The organism is Pseudoxanthomonas mexicana, from assembly GCF_046736355.1.
In the GTDB taxonomy this organism is placed as follows: Bacteria; Pseudomonadota; Gammaproteobacteria; order Xanthomonadales; family Xanthomonadaceae; genus Pseudoxanthomonas_A; species Pseudoxanthomonas_A mexicana_B.
The window spans coordinates 330,974-348,387 of sequence record NZ_CP157201.1 but is presented as its reverse complement, the minus strand read 5'-3'; the positions used below and the strand labels follow the sequence as shown (position 1 = coordinate 348,387).

Annotated in this window: 12 protein-coding genes; 6 read left to right on the top strand and 6 right to left on the bottom strand. The window is 69.5% G+C overall.

Going from position 1 to position 17,414, the window contains the following annotated elements:
• Positions 1 to 67: 67 nt before the first annotated feature.
• Entirely contained in the window at positions 68 to 2,935 is a 2,868-nt protein-coding gene (locus tag AAG688_RS01470; RefSeq protein ID WP_411833600.1) for a M16 family metallopeptidase, read from the bottom strand.
• A 118-nt stretch (positions 2,936 to 3,053) separates the two neighbouring features.
• Here AAG688_RS01470 and AAG688_RS01465 point away from each other — a divergent pair, with 118 nt between their 5' ends.
• The 3 genes from AAG688_RS01465 (at position 3,054) to AAG688_RS01455 (ending at position 5,389) form a co-directional block, all read left to right on the top strand.
• Positions 3,054 to 3,755: an SDR family oxidoreductase gene (locus AAG688_RS01465; protein WP_411833599.1), complete on the top strand. Its 702-nt coding sequence runs from the start codon at positions 3,054 to 3,056 to the stop codon at positions 3,753 to 3,755.
• A 632-nt stretch (positions 3,756 to 4,387) separates the two neighbouring features.
• Positions 4,388 to 4,783 (top strand): hypothetical protein, encoded by a 396-nt coding sequence (locus AAG688_RS01460; RefSeq protein WP_411833598.1) that lies wholly within the window; start codon positions 4,388 to 4,390, stop codon positions 4,781 to 4,783.
• A gap of 126 nt (positions 4,784 to 4,909) precedes the next feature.
• On the top strand, positions 4,910 to 5,389 hold the full coding sequence (locus AAG688_RS01455) for a tRNA (cytidine(34)-2'-O)-methyltransferase (protein ID WP_411833596.1): 480 nt from the start codon (positions 4,910 to 4,912) through the stop codon (positions 5,387 to 5,389).
• Positions 5,390 to 5,492: 103 nt separating this feature from the next.
• Here the strand turns inward: AAG688_RS01455 and AAG688_RS01450 are convergent, their stop codons facing one another.
• The 5 genes from AAG688_RS01450 to AAG688_RS01430 all read right to left on the bottom strand — a co-directional run bounded on the left by AAG688_RS01450 (position 5,493) and on the right by AAG688_RS01430 (position 13,686).
• A complete protein-coding gene (locus AAG688_RS01450) occupies positions 5,493 to 6,758 on the bottom strand; it encodes an NAD(P)/FAD-dependent oxidoreductase (protein ID WP_411833595.1) in 1,266 nt (421 codons plus the stop codon).
• The gene (locus tag AAG688_RS01445; protein WP_411833594.1) at positions 6,755 to 7,477 is read right to left on the bottom strand and encodes a M15 family metallopeptidase; all 723 of its coding nucleotides are present in this window, start codon (positions 7,475 to 7,477) and stop codon (positions 6,755 to 6,757) included. The genes AAG688_RS01450 and AAG688_RS01445 overlap by 4 nt, the downstream gene beginning before the upstream one ends.
• 36 nt (positions 7,478 to 7,513) lie before the next feature.
• On the bottom strand, positions 7,514 to 9,094 hold the full coding sequence (locus AAG688_RS01440; RefSeq protein WP_411834907.1) for a serine hydrolase: 1,581 nt from the start codon (positions 9,092 to 9,094) through the stop codon (positions 7,514 to 7,516).
• A gap of 83 nt (positions 9,095 to 9,177) precedes the next feature.
• Positions 9,178 to 12,219: a carboxypeptidase regulatory-like domain-containing protein gene (locus AAG688_RS01435; protein ID WP_411833593.1), complete on the bottom strand. Its 3,042-nt coding sequence runs from the start codon at positions 12,217 to 12,219 to the stop codon at positions 9,178 to 9,180.
• 15 nt (positions 12,220 to 12,234) lie between these two features.
• Complete coding sequence (locus AAG688_RS01430) at positions 12,235 to 13,686, bottom strand: transglutaminase-like domain-containing protein (RefSeq protein ID WP_411833592.1); 1,452 nt, start codon at positions 13,684 to 13,686, stop codon at positions 12,235 to 12,237.
• Positions 13,687 to 13,933: 247 nt separating this feature from the next.
• Between AAG688_RS01430 and AAG688_RS01425 the strand changes: the two genes are divergently transcribed.
• The 3 genes from AAG688_RS01425 (at position 13,934) to AAG688_RS01415 (ending at position 17,414) form a co-directional block, all read left to right on the top strand.
• On the top strand, positions 13,934 to 15,376 hold the full coding sequence (locus tag AAG688_RS01425) for an SH3 domain-containing protein (RefSeq protein WP_411833591.1): 1,443 nt from the start codon (positions 13,934 to 13,936) through the stop codon (positions 15,374 to 15,376).
• 5 nt (positions 15,377 to 15,381) lie between these two features.
• Entirely contained in the window at positions 15,382 to 16,479 is a 1,098-nt protein-coding gene (locus AAG688_RS01420) for a dipeptide epimerase (protein ID WP_411833590.1), read from the top strand.
• An 80-nt stretch (positions 16,480 to 16,559) separates the two neighbouring features.
• The gene (locus tag AAG688_RS01415) at positions 16,560 to 17,414 is read left to right on the top strand and encodes a MurR/RpiR family transcriptional regulator (RefSeq protein WP_411833589.1); all 855 of its coding nucleotides are present in this window, start codon (positions 16,560 to 16,562) and stop codon (positions 17,412 to 17,414) included.

Genomic DNA, 17,414 nt, shown 5'->3' with positions numbered 1-17,414 from the left:
TACCCGCGCCGCTCGCCGGCCCGGCCGTCGCGGGACGTCCCGCGACGGCCGGGCCGGCGAGCGGCGCTTACTTGCCCGCCACCGGCTTGCCGTCGGCGTCGAGCACGACGACCTCGCCGTAGTTCAGCGCGCGCACCTCCGGGCCGATCTTGGCCAAGTCGCCGACCACCACCCAGGTCAGCGAAGCCGGCGCCAGCGTGGCCGCGGCCCTGGCGACGTCGGCCGGACCGATCGCCTCGTTGCGGGCCTTGTACTGGACAATGTAGTCGTCCGGCCGGCTATAGCGCTGGTTGGAGACGATCTGGCCCAGCACCGCCGAGGCGGTCTCGTAGGCGCCAGGCAGCTCCAGCGTGTTGGCGGCGCGGATCTTGGCGATCTCCTCGGCGCTGGCCGGGGCCTGGCCGGTCGCGAAGCGGCCGATCTCGCTTTGCAGTTCCTTCATCGAGTCGGCGGTGCGATCGCTCTGCACGGCCGCCGACGCCCACCACGGGCGCTGGCCCTTGGCGTTGCGCGCGCTGCTGTAGGAGCCATAGGCCCAGTGCTTCTGCTCGCGCAGGTTCATGTTCAGGCGCGAGCTGAACTGGCCGCCGAGCACGCCGTTGGCGAAGTCGAAGTCGATCGTGCCGGCGTCGCCGGTCGGCGGCGCCAGCTGGGCGACGTAGAGGTTGGACTGGATCGCGCCGGGCTGGTCGATCAGGAACACGCGCTGCGCCGCGGGCAGGGCCACGTTGGAGACCGCCGGCAGCTTCGGCGCGCCGGCATGCGCCTTCCAGTCGCCGAGGCGGGCCTCCAGCAGCGGCACGATCTCGGCCAGGGTGGTGGCGCCGACGACGGTGATGCGCGCCTTGTCCGGTTGCAGCCAGTCGCGGTGGAAGGCGACCAGATCGTCGCGGGTCAGCGAGGCGATCGAGGCCTCGGTGCCCGAGCCGGTGAACGGGATGGCGTACGGATGCCCTTCGCCGTACAGCAGCGGCGGCAGGATGCGCAGCGCGGCGGTCTGCGGACGCGCCTTCTCCTGCTTGATGCCGGCCAGCCAGGTCGCGCGCACGCGCTCGATCTCGGCCGGGTCGAAGGTCGGGCGGCGCAGCACGTCGGCCAGCAGGTCCAGCGACGGCGCCAGCTTGTCGCTCAGCGCCGACACCGACACCGTGGCCTGGTCCAGGCCCGCGCCGGTGTTCAGCTCCAGGCCCAGCGCCTCCTTGCGCGCGCCCAGCGCCAGCGCGCCGTACTGGCCTGCGCCCTCGTCCAGCATCTGCATGGCGAAGCTGGCGGTGCCGAGCTTGCGGCCCACGTCGGCCGAATAGCCGCCGGGGAACTCGATGTTGATCTGCACCACCGGCGTTTCGTGGCGCTCGGCCAGCGCCACCTCCATGCCGTTGGACAGGGTCGCGCGCTGCACGGCCGGGAACTTCAGGTCCGGGAACCGGGTGGTCTTCGGCACGCCCTGGCTGCGGTCCACGTCGGTCCTGACCGTCCTGAACTTCGGGTCGACCTTCGGCAGCGCCGCAGGCGCGGTGGCCGGCGCGGCGAACACCGTCTCGGGCAGCGCCGAGGCCGGGGTCTGGCTGGGCTGGACCAGGATGGTGTGCGAACCGACGCCCAGCCACTTCTTCGCCGCCGCCTGTACCTGCGCCGGCGTGGCGTTGACCAGCACCTCGAGCTCGTCCTTGTAGCAGTCCGGCTTGCCCTGGTAGACGGCGCACGAGGCCAGCACGTCCGACTTGCCGCCGAAGCCGCCGATGCGCTCGATGCCGCGCACGAAGCCGGCGCGCGCGCTGACCTTGGCGCGCTCCAGTTCCTCGGCGGTCGGGCCCTCGGCGATCAGGCGGCGCAGTTCCTCGTCCATTGCCTGCTCGACCTTGGCCGGATCCACGCCTTCCTTGGCCGTGGCGACCAGGAAGAAGGTGCCGCTGATCTCGCTGCTCCAGCCGTAGGCGCTGGCCTGGTCGGCGATCTTGTCGCCGTGCACCAGGCGGGTGTCGAAGCGCGAGGCGGCGCTGCCGCCCAGCACTTGCGCGAACAGGTCCAGCAGGGTGGCGTCGTCGGTGCCCATCTCGGCCACCGGCCAGGCGCGGTAGACGCGCACCTGCGGCACGCGGTCGGGGATGATCTCGCGGGTGTCCTGGGTGCGCCTGGGGATGTTGGTCTTCATGTCCGCCAGCGTGGCGCTGGCGGGAATGTCGCCGAAGTAGCGGGTGACCTTCTCCTTGGCGGTCTTCAGGTCGATGTCGCCGGCCAGCACCAGCACCGCGTTGTTGGGGCCGTACCAGCTGCGGAACCAGGTCTTGACGTCGTCCAGCGTGGCCGCGTCCAGATCGGCCATCGAGCCGATGGTCTGCCAGCTGTACGGATGCCCGGCCGGGTACAGCGCCTCGAACATGCGCGCGGTGATGCGGCGGCCGTAGGGCTGGTTCTCGCCCTGGCGCTTCTCGTTCTGCACCACGCCGCGCTGCTCGTCCAGCGCCTTCTGGTCGATCGCGCCGAGCAGGTGACCCATGCGGTCGGACTCCATCCACAGCGCCATGTCCAGCGCGGTGGTCGGCACGTTCTGGAAGTAGTTGGTGCGGTCCTGGTTGGTGGTGCCGTTCTGGTCGGTGACGCCGACCAGCTCGAACGGGGCGAAGAACTCGCCGTCGTGGTTCTCGCTGCCCTGGAACATCAGGTGCTCGAACAGGTGGGCGAAGCCGGTGCGCCCCGGCGTCTCGTTCTTGCTGCCGACGTGGTACCACAGGTTGACCGCGACGATCGGCGCCTTGCGATCGGTGTGCACGATCACGCGCAGGCCGTTGGGCAGGGTGAACTCCTGGTACGGGATCTCGATGTCCGCGGCCGCCGGCGCCTGCGCCAGCAGCGGCTGCGGCCAACTGGAGAAGCCGCCGAGGGCGGCGGACAGCGCGACGGCGAGCAGCGCGGCGCGGGGGCGGAATACGGTCATCCGGAGGACTCCTTGTATATGGGATGGCGACGGGCCAGCGCCCGATGCTAACCGCGCCCCGGGGTCATTACACTAGGCCACAAGGCACGGGCGCGGCCCGGCGCAGCGGGAGAGCGCGATGGAATACCGGCACTGCCTGGTCACCGGGGCCAACCGCGGCCTCGGCCTGGCCTTCACCGAAGCGCTGCTGGCCGAAGGCCGCCGCGTCGTCGCCGCCTGCCGCCAGCCCGGCAAGGCCCACGCGCTGAACACCCTGGCCGCCGAACACCCCGGCCGGCTGCACGTGCTGCCGCTGGACCTGGCCGAGCCGCGCAGCCACCACGAACTGGCGCGCGAACTGGCGCTGGTCGGCGATGCCCCGCTGGACCTGCTGATCAACAACGCCGGCGTGCTGCGCGGCGGCGAGCGCTTCGGCCAGGTCCAGCCGGCGGATCTGGAAACCAGCCTGCGCACCAACGCGATGGGACCGTTCCTGCTGACCCAGGCGCTGGCACCGCGGCTGGCCGACGGCGCGACGGTCGCCAACATCTCCTCGGAGATCGGCTCGATCGCCGGCGTGCGCGAGTTCCGCACGCCCAGCTACGCCATCGGCAAGGCCGCGCAGAACATGGCCACCGCGCTGCTGGCGCGGGCCTTGGCCGAACGCGGCATCGTCGTGGTGGCGCTGCACCCGGGCTGGGTGCGCACCGACATGGGCGGCGAGAAAGCACCGTTGAGCGCGCGGGAATCGGCGCACTCGCTGCTGGCGGTGATCGCCGGCCTGCAGCCGCAGGACAGCGGTTGCTTCCTCGACCGGCAGGGCCAGCCGCTGCCCTGGTAGGCGACTTGGAAATCTGCGGACGGCATGGGACGCCTGCGGCCGGATCTCCTTCTCCCGCCGTGTCGGAAGCGCGCCGCAGGCGCGGAGCGCCCTCATCCGGCGCTGCGCGCCACCTTCTCCCGCAAGCGGGAGAAGGGACCCGTGAATCCTTGCAGGGACGGCACCGCATCGACATCCGAAAACCCATCAAAAGATCCTGCCGCCCCGTGTCTTTTTGAACGGCCTATCCGGCAGTGAACCACCCCGCTGCGGCACCCCGGCAATTTCCGCCAGGAGGTTGCAACCAGAATGCCCCCGGTCACATCCATACAGGAACAGGCGTCCTGTAATCCGTGCATGGCCGCAATGCACACCCGGCCGGATCCAGCCGGACGGCAGGGCAGCGGAGGGTCCGCCCGGTGGACATCCGTCCGGACTGCGGACACCAAGGCTCACCCATAAAGCCCATGAAAATCATTCGCTTGCTGTTGGCACGCCTTATGCGTCAGTGAACCGAAAGCAGAACCCGCCCGCCAAAAGCTGACTGAAGCCTGAACAAAAGACCCGGAACGAAAGGTTCTGCTTGATCCTTCTGATTAGGTGTACTACCTTACTACCACACCACACAACAACATCACTACAGAGGCATGACAATGAACACCCAGACCCTGCTCCCGCTGTCCGCCGCCGCCCTGTTCGCGCTGTGCGCCGGTGCCATGTTCGTCTCTGCCAGCCAGTCCAGCGACAACATCGCCCCGGCCACCCCCGCCGCCACGGTCGCCGCCGACCGCATCGTCACCCTGCCCACGGTCAGCGTGCGGCCCGACGCCGACGATCTGGCCCACTACCTGGCCTATCGCGACGTCAAGACGGTCGACCTGGCCACGGTGACCGTGCACCCGGAATCCGACGACCTGGCCGCCTACCTGTCGCGCCACACCGCCCACATCACCGACCTGCCGGCCGTCACCGTGCGCCCGTCGGTGCAGGACATGCAGCACGTCGCCCGGCAGGCCGGCGCGCTGGCCGCCCAGTTGGCCTCGCGTTGAGGAAACCTCGCTCCACGCTGCAACGCTTGACCGGTTTCCCCGATGCAAGGCCGGCTGCGGCCGGTAGCAAACGCCACGACGTCCCCGCTGCATCGAGCGCCTTCCGCGCCGCGTAGAATGCGCGCGATGAGCGACTCGCCGGATATCGACGTCCTGCTGTACCAGCCGGAAATTCCCCCGAATACCGGCAATGTCATCCGCCTCTGCGCCAACACCGGCGCGCGCCTGCACCTGATCCAGCCGCTCGGCTTCGAGCTGGAGGACAGGCAGCTGCGCCGCGCCGGCCTGGACTACCACGAGTACGCCACCCTGCGCGTGCATCCCGACCTCGATGCCGCGCTGGCGGCCATCGCGCCGCGCCGCCTGTTCGCACTGAGCACGCGCGGCCGCCAGCGCTACGACCAGCCGCGCTACCGGCCCGGCGACGCCTTCCTGTTCGGCCCGGAAACCCGCGGCCTGCCGCAGCAGGTGCTCGACGCCCTGCCCGAACCGCAACGCCTGCGCCTGCCGATGCGCCCGGACAACCGCAGCCTCAACCTGTCCAACAGCGTGGCGGTGGTGGTGTTCGAGGCATGGCGGCAGATGGGGTTCGCCGGCGGCGCGTGATCGCCGCGCGTCGTGGCATCCGCCAAGCACGTGGGAGCGACGTGAGTCGCGACAGAGTCCTCCGGCAATCCGTCGCGACTCACGTCGCTCCCACCGCGGCTGGTCAGGCGAAGCGATCCAGCCGGTAGGGCGCCATCGCGATATCGGTCGCCTCGCCGGCCATCATCCGGTCGATCAGCCGCCCGCTGATCGGCCCCTGGGTCAGTCCCAGGTGGCCGTGGCCGGTGGCGATGTAGAGGTTCTCGCCGGCCACGCGGTCGAGGATCGGCAGCGAGTCCGGCGTGCACGGGCGGTTGCCGGCCCACTCGGCGTCGGGCTCGCCGGACAGCGCGGGAAACAGCGCGCGCGCCTGCGGATCCAGCCGGCGGATCAGCGCATAGCGCGGATCCCGGTCGAGCCCGGTCAGCTCCTTGATGCTGGTCATGCGGATGCCCTGCCGCATCGGCGAGACCACCATGTAGCGCTCGGCCCACAGCGTCGGCCGCCGCACCACCTCCTGGTGCTGCGGATACATCAGGTGGTAGCCGCGCGCCGGGATCACCGGCAAGCGCACGCCGAACGGCCGCAGCAGCCGGTTGCTCCACGCGCCGGCGGCGACCACCACCTGGCCGACCTGGGCCTCGCCGGCGCTGGTGCGCAGCCGGTAGTCGGTGCCGCGCCGCTCGATCGCCTCGACCCCGGCGATCAGCACCTGCGCGCCGCGCGCACTCAGGTCGTTGAACAACCGCCGGCAGAACTCGCCCGGATCGCGCATCGCCAGCGAATCGCGCTGGAACACCGCGCGCTGGAAACCCGGGCCGATGCCCGGTTCCAGATCGCGCAGCTGCGCGCCGTCCAGCACGTCGAAGGCCACGCCGCGCTCGCGCATCAGCTCGCGCTCCCACTGCCCACCCGCGAACGTGGCCTCCTCGCTGTAGACGTGCAGGTAGCCGGTGTGCGCGATCAGCTCCTGCGCGCCGATGGCCTCGCCCAGTTCCAGCCAGGCCGCGCGCGCGGCGGTGTTGATCGCGTGCAGCGCCTCGATGATCGGCATCACCCGCTCGCGCCGGCCCTCGCGCAGGAACCGCAGCAGCCAGCCCGCGTAGCCGCGGCTGGCGCCCCAGTCCAGCTTCAGCGGGGCCAGCGGATCGGCCAGCATCCGCAGCGCCTTCCACGCGATGCCGGGCGTGGACTGCGGCAGCAGGTTGCCGATGGAGATCGATCCGGCGTTGCCGAACGAGGTCTCGCCGGCGGGCCCCTTGGCGTCGATCAGCAGGCACGACAGTCCGCGCCGGCGCAGGTGGAAGGCCACCGACAGGCCGACGATGCCGCAGCCAATCACCGCCACGTCGGCGCGATGCGGCGGGCGCAGGGAGAGGGGAGGATTCATTCGATGGGGATGTCGTAGGCGGTGCGTGGGGCGGGTTCGGGTTTCAGGGTGTAGTGCCACCATTCCAGCGGATGGTTGGCGAAGCCGTGCCGCGCCATCGCGCGCAGCAACTGCTGGCGGTGCTCGCGCGGCGCGCCGACGATGCGCGGGTCGGCGGTGTTGGCCAGGGTGTCGAAATGATCGAAGCCGGTGCCCATGTCGAGCGGCGCGCAGGCCTCGCCGTCGCAGCGCGCCAGCGACAGGTCCACGGTGGCGCCGCGGCTGTGGCCGGAAGTCTCGGCGATGTAGCCGTCCAGCAGTCGAGGCTTGTCCAGGTTGGGGTAGTAGTCGGCCTTGCTGCGCTGATCGGGATCGCGCGCCCAACGCACGAAGGCGGCGACCGCACGCGCCGGCCGGTAGCAGTCGTAGACGATCAGCCGCAGTCCTTCCCCGCGCAGATCGGCGGCGACCCGGGCCAGCGCCTCGGCGGCCGGTCGCAGCAGGTAGCACTTCGGCGCACGGTAGCCGTCGACGGGTGCGCCGGTGAAGTTGTGTGGGCCGGCGTAGCGGATGTCGAAGATCGCGTCCGGCACATAGCCGGTGGCATCGACCAGATCGGTCTGCGCGAACGTGGTGGCCGGGGACACGACGACGGACGCGGCCGCGACGACAGTGGCCAGGCAGGCCAGCGACATGCCCAGCCAGCCGCGCACGATGGCGCGACGCAGCCTTCTATCCATCGTCGCCGCACTCACTTCCGCAGCCTGCGCCATCGTTCACCTGCAATCGCCCACGCGCTGGAAATCGAGATCCTGGTAGTCGTAGCTGAAATCCGCGTCCGGATCCACGTGCGACAGCTTCAGGCCGACGGGCGGCCCCGCGAAAAACGCCAGCCAGGCTTCCGCATCGACGCTGTCCTCGTGCCAGTCGACCAGCCAGCGCTCGCCGACCCGCATCACCCGGCCGGTCAGCATCGGCGAGCGCGCCGCGGCGAAGGTGACCCGATCGCCACCGCCGCAGATGTCCACCTCGCCGAACCACGGATCCCGGTAGCGGCCCAGCCAGTCCCGCATCTCGCGCGCGCTGGCCGGGCGGCGGCCGCGCGTGTCGATGAGTTCGCGGCTGGCCACGACCTCGGCGCGCTCGGCCGCCAGCGCGTCGGCATGGCGGGCCACCGTCTGCGTGGCGTCGCCGGGCCGGGTGTAGTGCTTGGTCAGCGCCTGTCCCAGCGCGGTGCGCGCGGCCTCGCCCTCGCCGTTGATCAGGATGACGATGCCGACCTTGCGATCCGGCAGCAGGATCACCGACGAGTACATGCCGGCCAGGGTGCCGGTATGCGCAACCTTCCACTGCCCGTCCACGTCGGACAGCCGCCAGCCGTAGCCGTAGGCGGAGAAATGCGTGTCGTCCCACTCACGCATGCGCCGGCTCACCGGCATCGGCATGTGCGCGGTCCACGCCGCGCGCCGCTGCACTTCCGACAGCCAGCCCGGATAGCGCCGCGGATCCAGCCAGGCGCCGATCCAGGTCAGCATGTCGTCCAGGCCGCACCGGATCCCGCCGGCCGCCATCGAGGTGATGTCGGGCACGACGTCGCCGTCCTCGCGGATCACCTTGTTGCCGGCCGCGGTGCGCGCGTGCGGCTGGGCGACGTTGCCGACTTGCCTGCGGTTCCACTGGCCGACCTGGCAGCGCGCCATGCCCAGCGGCTCGAACAGTTCGCGCCTGACCAGCGTGTCATACGGCGCGCCGCCGGCCGCCGCCGCGACTTCGCCGGCGACCACGTAGAGCAGGTTGTCGTAGGCATAGTGCGAGCGGAAGCTGTGGGTCGGCTTCAGGTGCGCCAGCCCGGCGATGATGTCGGCGCGGGTGAAGCGGTTGGGCTCGGGCCACAGCATCAGATCGCCGGCGCCCAGCCCCAGGCCGCTGTTGTGGATCAGCAGATCCCGCACCTGCATGTGCTGCGTGACCCACGGGTCGTACATGCGGAAGTCCGGCAGGTGCCTGATCACCGGATCGTCCCACTTCAGCTTGCCGGCATCGACCAGCCGCGCCAGCACCGCGGCGGTCATCGCCTTGCTGTTGGAGGCGATCTTGAACAGCGTGTCGGCGTCGATGGCCTGCCCGCCGCCGGCTTCCAGTTCGCCCGCCGTGCGGCGGTAGACGATCTCGCCATCCTCGATGACGCCGACCGCCAGGCCGGGCAAGGCGTAGCGTTCGAGCGTCGCGTCGAAGGCGGCATCGAAGGGCGGGGCCGCGCCCGCCAGGCCGGCGACAAAAAACAGGCCCACCGAAAGCAGGCGGGCCGGGAGGGAGAAACAGGTCTTCTGCGGTTGCCGGATCCCGGTCTTGCGCATCTCGTCCACGTCCATTGCATTGCGCCCCGAATTGCACCCCGAAAGGCTGTCCACCGCGGGGTGGACAGCCGGAGCCATCGGGATCAGAAGTTCCAGGTCACCACCAGCTGCGCATAGCGCGGCGACTGCCAGCGGGTGCCGGTGCCGAAGGTGGAACGTACGACACCCGGATTGGACTCGTAGCGCGCACGCACGTTGATCACTTCCTGTTCGTTGAGCAGGTTGTAGACCGACAGGCGGGCCTTCAGGTCGATGCCGTCGACCGGCAGCGTCCAGGTGACGTTGGCGCCCAGGTTGTAGATCCACGGCATGCGGCCGAACGCGCCGCGCGGGGAATATTCGTAGACGCGGTCCGTGTAGCGGTAAGGCTGGTTGGTCGCGGGATTGATGCCCGAGCAGTTCTGCACGCACAGCCAGCCGGTGCCGCCGCCGCTGCCTTCGCTGGTATAGCTGGCCACGGCGAAGTCCTCGTCCGGCCAGGTGACGCCGAAGGCGGTGATCGGGCCGCCGGACAGCGCCGTCAACGTGCCGCCGAAGGTCCACATCTCGTTGAGCTTGTAGCTGCCGCGCAGCTTGATCTGGTGGCGATGGTCGTTGAACAGATCGCCGTAGCGTTCGTTGTTGGCCGGGTGATCCCAGTGCTGGACCATGCCGGTGTCGCCGTAGTTGGTGTCGGAGTTGACCGGGCCTTCGTGGTTGCCCTCCGACCTGGACCACAGGTACGACGCATTGAACGCCCACTTGTCGTCCCAGGCGCGGTCGATCTGGAATTCCAGCGCCTTGTAGGTCCGCTTGGGCTTGGAATAGCCGATGATGCGGTTGCTGCCGACGGTGATGTAGCCCTCCTTGGAGGTGTCGATGGTGACCCAACCGTCCTGGGCGCAGCCCATCGCGGTGGTGCCCCACAGGGTCAGCTCCTCGCCCGGGTTGGCGATCGGCCACAAGGCGGCATGGCGCACGCCGCACAGGGCGTTGATGCGGATGTCGTCCATCGCGTTGGGCATGCGCCGGTAAGTGGCGTTGACGCCCCACGACCAGGCCTGGTTGATCATGGTCTGGAAGCCGAGGATGGCCTCGTCCTGGTAGACCGCGTCGAGGTCGTCGTCCACGCTCTGGCGGTAGTCGCGCACGCTGATGTTGAACTGATCGTCCACCGGGCCGATCTGCGCGCCGATGATCGGCGCCATGTAGGGCGCGCCGGTCACCGGGTTGGTCTCCTGCCGCCAGCCGTCCAGCACGTAGAAGCTGCGCTCGTCGAGCAGGCCGCCGGCGAAGTTGTAGCTGATGATGCTGGTGACCGGCATGTAGTAGCGGCCCAGGTTGCCGAACAGCTTGGTGCTGCCGTCGCCCTTCATGTCCCACGAGAACCCGAACCGCGGCGACACCAGCTTGTCCAGCTTGATGAAGCTGTCGCCGGCGGCGGTCTTGTTGTCGAAGGTGTCCATGCGCAGGCCGAGGTTCAGCAGCAGGTTCGGCGTGATGCTCCAGACGTCCTCCAGGTACCAGGCGCTGGCCTCGATGTCGAACACGCCGCCGTCGGCGCGCTCGCGCGCCATCAGGAAGGCATTGACGCCGGCGGGCAGCGGCGTGCCGTTGTCCAGCACCTGGGTCGCGCTGGTGCGGCCGTAGGCCGTGTACTGCTTGCCATCGCCCGGGTAGAAGGTGACCCGGTCGGTGGTCATCAGCTCGTGATCCCAGCCGAAGCGCAGCAGATGGTTGCCCAGCGCCCATTCGAAGTCCAGGCGCTTGGCCTTGCGCTCGTCCTCGTGCGAGACCACGTTGGAACCCGGATGGCAGCCGAGCGTCGGACTGCCCATGCCGCGGTAGACCGCACCGTAGGAGGCGTTGTTGTAGGTCACCCAGCTGCACGGACCGTCCACCGGCGAGCGCACGAAGCTGCTGCTGCGATTGATGCCGTACAGGGCCTTGGCGGTGAAGTTCTCGCCGAAGTGGCCGGTGTAGGCGATCGATCCGCTCTCGCCGCCGCTGGAGGAGGTGGATTCGGTGGGCGCCGCGCTGCCCCGGGTGGCGGTGTCGAAGTTGTAGGAATACTGGCTGTTGTCGACGTCGCCTTCGTCGGAGAAGGCGGTCAGCTCCAGCGAGTGGTTCTCCGTGATGTTCCAGTCCAGCTTGGCGCCCCAGAAGCCGTTGTCGGATCTGCTGTCGGTCCAGTTGCTGCCGGCGGAATTGGTATAGCCGGAGTTGCTGTCGCGGTGCTCGTACATCGCGAACAGGAACAGCCGATCCTCGATGACCGGGCCGGAGGCCCAGACGTTGGTCTTGGTGAAGCTGTTGCGGTCGTGGCTGCCGCGGACATTGGTGGTGCCATCGGCGTAGTAGCGGTCCTCGAAGGAGGAACGCCAGGCATTCGGTTCGAAGGTGACTTCCACGCCCCCCTGGAATTCGTTGCTGCCCGAGCGGGTCACCGCGTTGATCACGCCGCCGGTGCTGCGGCCGAACTCGACCGAGTAGCCGCCGGTCTTGACCTGGAACTCCCGGAAGAACGCGAACGGCGCGGTCGAGAAGCTGTGCCGCCGGTAGAAGTCGGTGACGTTCAGTCCGTTGATGAAGATCGAGTTCTCCGCGATCGAAGAACCACCGAAGGAGATGCCGCCGAAGCTGGCATTGCCACCGACCACGCCCGGCGCCAGCAGCGCGACCGAGCTCAGGCTCTGCGCCACCGGCAGGCGCGCGATCTCCTCGCGCGTGATGTTGGTCGCCGACTCGGTGGATCGCACGTCCACGCGGTTGACCACGCGCGAACCGATCACCTGCACGGCATCCAGGTTCACCAGGTTGCCTTCGCTGCCCAGGTTCACCGTGGTGGTGCCGCCCAGCGCCACGCTGACCGCGAGCGGGCTGCCCACTTCGGAGCCTTCGCGCTTGACCTGCAGGCTGTAGTCGCCCACCGGCAGCTGGGTCAGGCGATAGCTGCCGTCCGCGCCGACCGTGACCGTGCGGCTGGCGCCGGTCGCGGTGTTGGTGATGGTGATCTGGTCGCCCGCGTTGGCGCGGCCCGCGACCGCGCCGGTGACGCTCTGCGCGAACGCCATCGGCGCCATCGTCCCCAGACACGCACCCAATGCCAGGCACAATGCCGCTTTGCGAATAGTCTTGCCTTTCATCCCCGCTCTCTCCTGCTAGATGTCTGGTGTTGGTTGCGCCGGATACCGCTGTCCGCTGCCCTTGACCGGCAGCATCTTCCATTCGAAGTCGTAACCCCATTGATCGAAGTAGAGGTTGCCGCCGCTCCACTCCGCTTCCCCTCGCTGCAGATCGACCGTCTCGGAGCGGAAGTGCCGCTTGGCCGGGACGAAGTCGCGCGAATAGTCGTCGTTGAAGGCGATGCGGTACGCATCCAACCCGCCGAGGTAGAACCCGCGCAGCGCCGGATCGCCGCCGTCGAGCAGGCCGGTGGTGACGTCCATCGGCACCCAGCCGTAGGGCGCCAGGTACAGCCAGCCCCAGTCGTGCATGTTGTCGTAGCCGACGTCCTCGTCCGAGTACACCCAGCCGGACTGCCAGCGCGCCGGGATGCCGTTGAGCCGCAGCAGCGCGATCAGCAGCAGGGTCTGCTGGCCGCAGTCGGCGTGGCCGGCGTGCAGCGCGTAGTCGCTGATGTTGGAGATCGTCGAGTACTCGCGCGCGCCCGCCCACGGGATGTCGTCGACCGCGGCGAACAGTTTCTGCGCGATGCGGTAGGGATTGCGCTCGTCGCCGACCACGCGCTCGGAGAAGCGCCGCAGCGCCGGCGTGAACACCACGTGCGGCGCGCGCGGTTCGACGAACGGCGCCAGCTCGGGCGTGATCCGCGCCGGCACCACCTTGTCCGGATCGATGTCGAAGCGGCGCGCGTAGATCGTCAGCTCGTAGGTGACGTCGAAGCGGGTCGGCTGGCCGGCCTGCGCGGCGCGTTCCAGGTAGGCGGTGCGCTGCAATGCGGATGCCGGCGCCACCTGCGCGCCAGCCGGCGTGCTGGCGATCAGCGCGATGTCCTCCTGCTGGCCCGGGATCTGGCGCGGGTAGGGAATCCACGCGCGGATCGTCTCGCCCGCCGGCACCGCATCGGCCTTGACCGTCAGCGACTGGGTGATGCGCACGCGCCGTGGCGCCACGCTGGTGGAACCGCTGGCGTGCGCGGCCTCGACCACTTCGCGGTGGTGCGGATGCAGTCGCTCGTACGGGCCTTCGCTGAAAGGACGCGGCGAGGCGCGGCGCGCGGCCGCCTGCGGGCTGAGCCGGAACAGGTTGGAGACCGAGCGGGCGAAGTAGCGGCGCTGGCCGTCGATGTCCAGGTGCTCGATCAGGCCGGCCGCGTCCCAGGCATCGAACTCCGCCTCGCTGGCGTCGGGCACCTGCGCGCGCAACCGCGCCAGCGCCTGCGCGCGGTCGAGCGGGAAATCCAGGCGCATCCGCCGCATGCGCTCGCGCTCGAAGCGCAGCGCATCGTGCGTGCCGCTTTGTCCCGGCGAGGCGGCCAGCGCGGAGGCGATGCGGCGCTCGGCCTGCGCGAAGCGGCCGGCGTCGACGTCGGCGATCACCTGCGACAGCGTCGCGTCGATCGGCTCCGCGGCGGCCAGGGCGGACGCCATCAGGAGTACCATCACGCCGGCGCGCGCAAGTCCACGCCGCGCCCATGCCGTGCGCGCACGGCCGGCTGGCTGGCGATTGCGATGCTGGCCCCCACTGGTTTCCACGTCGTTCACGGCCCCGTCCGACTGGTGAAAGGCTGTGTAGCACGGCCGGAGACGGGGGTCAATAATTTATTCTTGTGTTTTTCAAGATAAGAAGTAAGTATTCCTAATGCCGCCGGACCGGCGGATAACGGACAGGGACAAGATGAAGCCGTATCCACCCGTCAATCCGCGTGCGGCCCGCGCCGCCGCGTACCACCGGCCGCTGCTGGCCGTGTTCCTGTTCTGCCTGGCCGTCCCCGCACTGGCCTATCGCGCGCCGCCGCCAACGCACGACACCGGCACCGGCGTCATCGGCCTCGAAGCCGTGCAGTTGCAGCCGTCGCACTGGATCGCACGGCAGCGCCAGCCGGACAAGGTCATCCTCGACCGCGCCGCGATCGCCGCGCAGAACGCGGCGATGCGCCAGCGCGATCCGTCGCTGCGCGACATCGAGGCGCTGCCGGCGCGGATGCCCGGCGCGCAGATCCGCAAGGAAATCGAATCTTTGTCGGCGCCCCCTGCGCGCGCGCTGTACGACGAGAGCGGCGCGGCCATCCCGGCCGATGCGCTGTCGCGCATTCAGGCCAACCTCGCGCTGGACGCGGTGCCGGCGCAGCAGGCCGTGCGCCACGGGCTGGTCGTGCACCGCGCCGACCTGCGCACGTTCCCCACCTCCCTGCGCGCGTTCAGCACGCAGGGCGAGACCGACATCGACCGCTTCCAGGAATCGGCGCTGTTCCCGGGCGACGCGGTCGCCGTGCTGCACGCCAGCGCCGACGGCCAGTGGTGGTTCGTCGCCAGCGAGCGCTACACCGCCTGGATCGAGCAGCGCCACGTCGCCCTCGGCGACAAGGCCGAGGTGTTCGGCTACGGCCGCAAGTCGCCCTACCTGATCGTCACCGGCGCGACCGTGCGCACCAACCACACGCGCGAGCGGCCGCAGGTCTCGCAACTGCAGCTGGACATGGGCGTGCGCGTGCCGCTGCGGGCCGACTGGCCGCCGGCGCAGCCGGTCAACGGCCAGCATCCGCACGCCTCGCACGTAATCGAGCTGCCGGTGCGCGACGACGCCGGCCGGCTGGCGTTCGCGCCGGCGCTGCTGCCGCGCAGCGCCGACGTGGCGCCGGACTACCTGCCGCTGACCGCGGCCAACCTGCTGCGGCAGAGCTTCAAGTTCCTCGGCGAGCGCTACGGCTGGGGCCACGGCTACGACGCACGCGACTGCAGCGGCTTCGTCTCCGAGATCTACCGCAGCTTCGGCGTGCTGCTGCCGCGCAACACCCGCGACCAGGCGGTCAGCCCCGCGCTCAACCGCATCGCCTTCTCCGAGGGCGACGATGCGCGCAGGCGCAGCGCCGTCGTCCGCGACCTGCAGGTCGGCGACCTGGTCTACATCCCCGGCCACGTGATGATGGTGATCGGCCACGAGGACGGCATGGGCTGGGTGATCCACGACACCAGCGGCGGCAGCTGGCGCGGCGCCGACGGGCAGCGCGTGCGCGCCGGCCTCAACGGCGTGTCGGTCACCCCGCTGGATCCGATGATGTTCAACGACACCCAGACCTACATCGATCGCATCACCAGCATCCAGCGCATCAGGCCCTGACCCCCATGAAGATCACCGACATCCAGCTCGGCATGCTGCGCGTGCCGCTGAAGACGCCGTTCAAGACCGCGCTGCGCACCGTCGACACCGTCGAGGACATCGTCGTCATCGTGCATACTGACAGCGGCCATGTCGGCTACGGCGAGGCGCCGGCCACCGCGGTCATCACCGGCGACACCCACGGCTCGATCGCAGAGGCGATCCGCCGCTTCATCCGCCCGCGCCTGATCGGCCAGGACATCGCCAACCTCAACCGCATCACCGACCTGATCCAGACCGCGCTGGAGCGCAACACCAGCGCCAAGGCGGCGGTGGAGATCGCCGTCTACGACCTGTGGGCGCAGCTCTACGGCGCGCCGCTGTACAAGATGCTCGGCGGCGGCGATCCGGTGATCACCACCGACATCACCATCAGCGTGGACTACATCGACAAGATGGTCGCCGACTCGATCAGCGCGGTCGAGCGCGGCTTCGAGTCGCTGAAGATCAAGGTGGGCAAGGACATTGGCCTGGACATCGAGCGGGTCAAGGCGATCTACTCGGCGGTAGAGGGACGCGCGCTGCTGCGGCTGGACGCCAACCAGGGCTGGACCGCCAAGCAGGCGGTGTTCGCGATGCAGCACCTGGAGGACGCCGGGGTGGTGCTGGAGCTGCTGGAGCAGCCGGTCAAGGCGCGCGACATCGACGGCCTGAAGTACGTCACCGACCGCGTGCACACGCCGGTGATGGCCGACGAGAGCGTGTTCGGCCCGACCGAGGTCATCGACCTCATCAAGATGCGCGCGGCCGACATCATCAACATCAAGCTGATGAAGACCGGCGGCCTCTCCAACGCCGTGCGCATCGCCGACATCGCCGCGCTGTACGGCGTGGACTGCATGATCGGCTGCATGATCGAGACCAGCATCAGCGTCGCCGCCGCCGTGCACCTGGCGGTGGCCAAGTCCGGCGTGATCACCAAGGTCGACCTGGACGGGCCGTCGCTGTGCCAGTTCAACCCGGTCGAGGGCGGGGTCATCTTCGACGAGTCGGAGATCTCGATCACCGACGCGCCGGGCCTGGGCATCCGCGAGATCCGCGGCCTGGAGCTGCTGCCGGAATGAGCGCGCGGCGGCCGCCGGTCCGCAGCGGCCGCAACCACGAGCCATTGCCATCGCCCCTGCCCGGAGACGAAGATCGGCCCATGCCGCCCCTGGTGAAAATCCGCTCCGAACGCGACCAGATGTCGGCCATCGAGCGCCGCATCGCCGACTTCATCCTCGAGAACGCGCACCTGCTGCGCGACTATTCCTCGCAGCAGCTGGCCAGCGCGCTCGGCATCAGCCAGTCCAGCGTGGTCAAGTTCAGCCAGAAGTTCGGCTTCAAGGGTTATCCGGACCTGAAGTACTCCATCGGCGAGGCGATCGCCCGCAACGGCAACGGCCAGCCGCAGCCGCGCGACGGCGGCGACAGCGCCGCGCAGGACGCCTACGCGCGCCTGCAGGACGACCTGCGCCGCAGCAAGGCCGCCGCCGAGGAGGAGACCCGCCTGCTCAACCCGCGCGAGCACATCGAGCCCATCGTCGAGCTGATCGACCGCGCCGGCAAGGTGTTCGTCTGCGGCCTGGGCGACGACGGGCTGTTCGCGCGCGAGTTCGCGATGCGGCTGTCGCTGCTGGGCCTGCTGACCGTGCACCACGCCGATCCGATCCTGATGATGGCCAACCTGTCGGCGGCGCGCCCGGGCGACGTGCTGCTGATGTTCTCCGAGTTCGGCAGGCTGCCCGAGCTTTCGCAGATCAGCCGGCAGTTCCAGGCCTGCGAGGGCAAGGTCATCTCGATCACCCGCCACACCGCCAACGCGCTGCGCGCGCACGCCGACGCCGCGCTGGTGATCTCCGCGCACGACCCGGCGCCGCACGTGGCGCAGCTGCTGTACCGCTCCTCGCTGCAATCGCTGCTGGACTTCCTGTTCGTGCTGCTGTGCCAGGCCAATCCGGATCGCCACCGGCAGTTGAACATCAACCTCGAACGCATCCAGCACCTGCTGGAGTCCTGA

Coding starts and splice junctions, on each gene's coding strand:
- AAG688_RS01420 (WP_411833590.1), top strand. CDS start 15,382: ATGAAGATCACCGACATCCAGCTCGGCATGCTGCGCGTGCCGCTGAAG.
- AAG688_RS01430 (WP_411833592.1), bottom strand. CDS start 13,686: ATGGCGTCCGCCCTGGCCGCCGCGGAGCCGATCGACGCGACGCTGTCG.
- AAG688_RS01435 (WP_411833593.1), bottom strand. CDS start 12,219: ATGAAAGGCAAGACTATTCGCAAAGCGGCATTGTGCCTGGCATTGGGT.
- AAG688_RS01450 (WP_411833595.1), bottom strand. CDS start 6,758: ATGAATCCTCCCCTCTCCCTGCGCCCGCCGCATCGCGCCGACGTGGCG.
- AAG688_RS01445 (WP_411833594.1), bottom strand. CDS start 7,477: ATGGATAGAAGGCTGCGTCGCGCCATCGTGCGCGGCTGGCTGGGCATG.
- AAG688_RS01465 (WP_411833599.1), top strand. CDS start 3,054: ATGGAATACCGGCACTGCCTGGTCACCGGGGCCAACCGCGGCCTCGGC.
- AAG688_RS01460 (WP_411833598.1), top strand. CDS start 4,388: ATGAACACCCAGACCCTGCTCCCGCTGTCCGCCGCCGCCCTGTTCGCG.
- AAG688_RS01470 (WP_411833600.1), bottom strand. CDS start 2,935: ATGACCGTATTCCGCCCCCGCGCCGCGCTGCTCGCCGTCGCGCTGTCC.
- AAG688_RS01415 (WP_411833589.1), top strand. CDS start 16,560: ATGCCGCCCCTGGTGAAAATCCGCTCCGAACGCGACCAGATGTCGGCC.
- AAG688_RS01425 (WP_411833591.1), top strand. CDS start 13,934: ATGAAGCCGTATCCACCCGTCAATCCGCGTGCGGCCCGCGCCGCCGCG.
- AAG688_RS01440 (WP_411834907.1), bottom strand. CDS start 9,094: ATGCGCAAGACCGGGATCCGGCAACCGCAGAAGACCTGTTTCTCCCTC.
- AAG688_RS01455 (WP_411833596.1), top strand. CDS start 4,910: ATGAGCGACTCGCCGGATATCGACGTCCTGCTGTACCAGCCGGAAATT.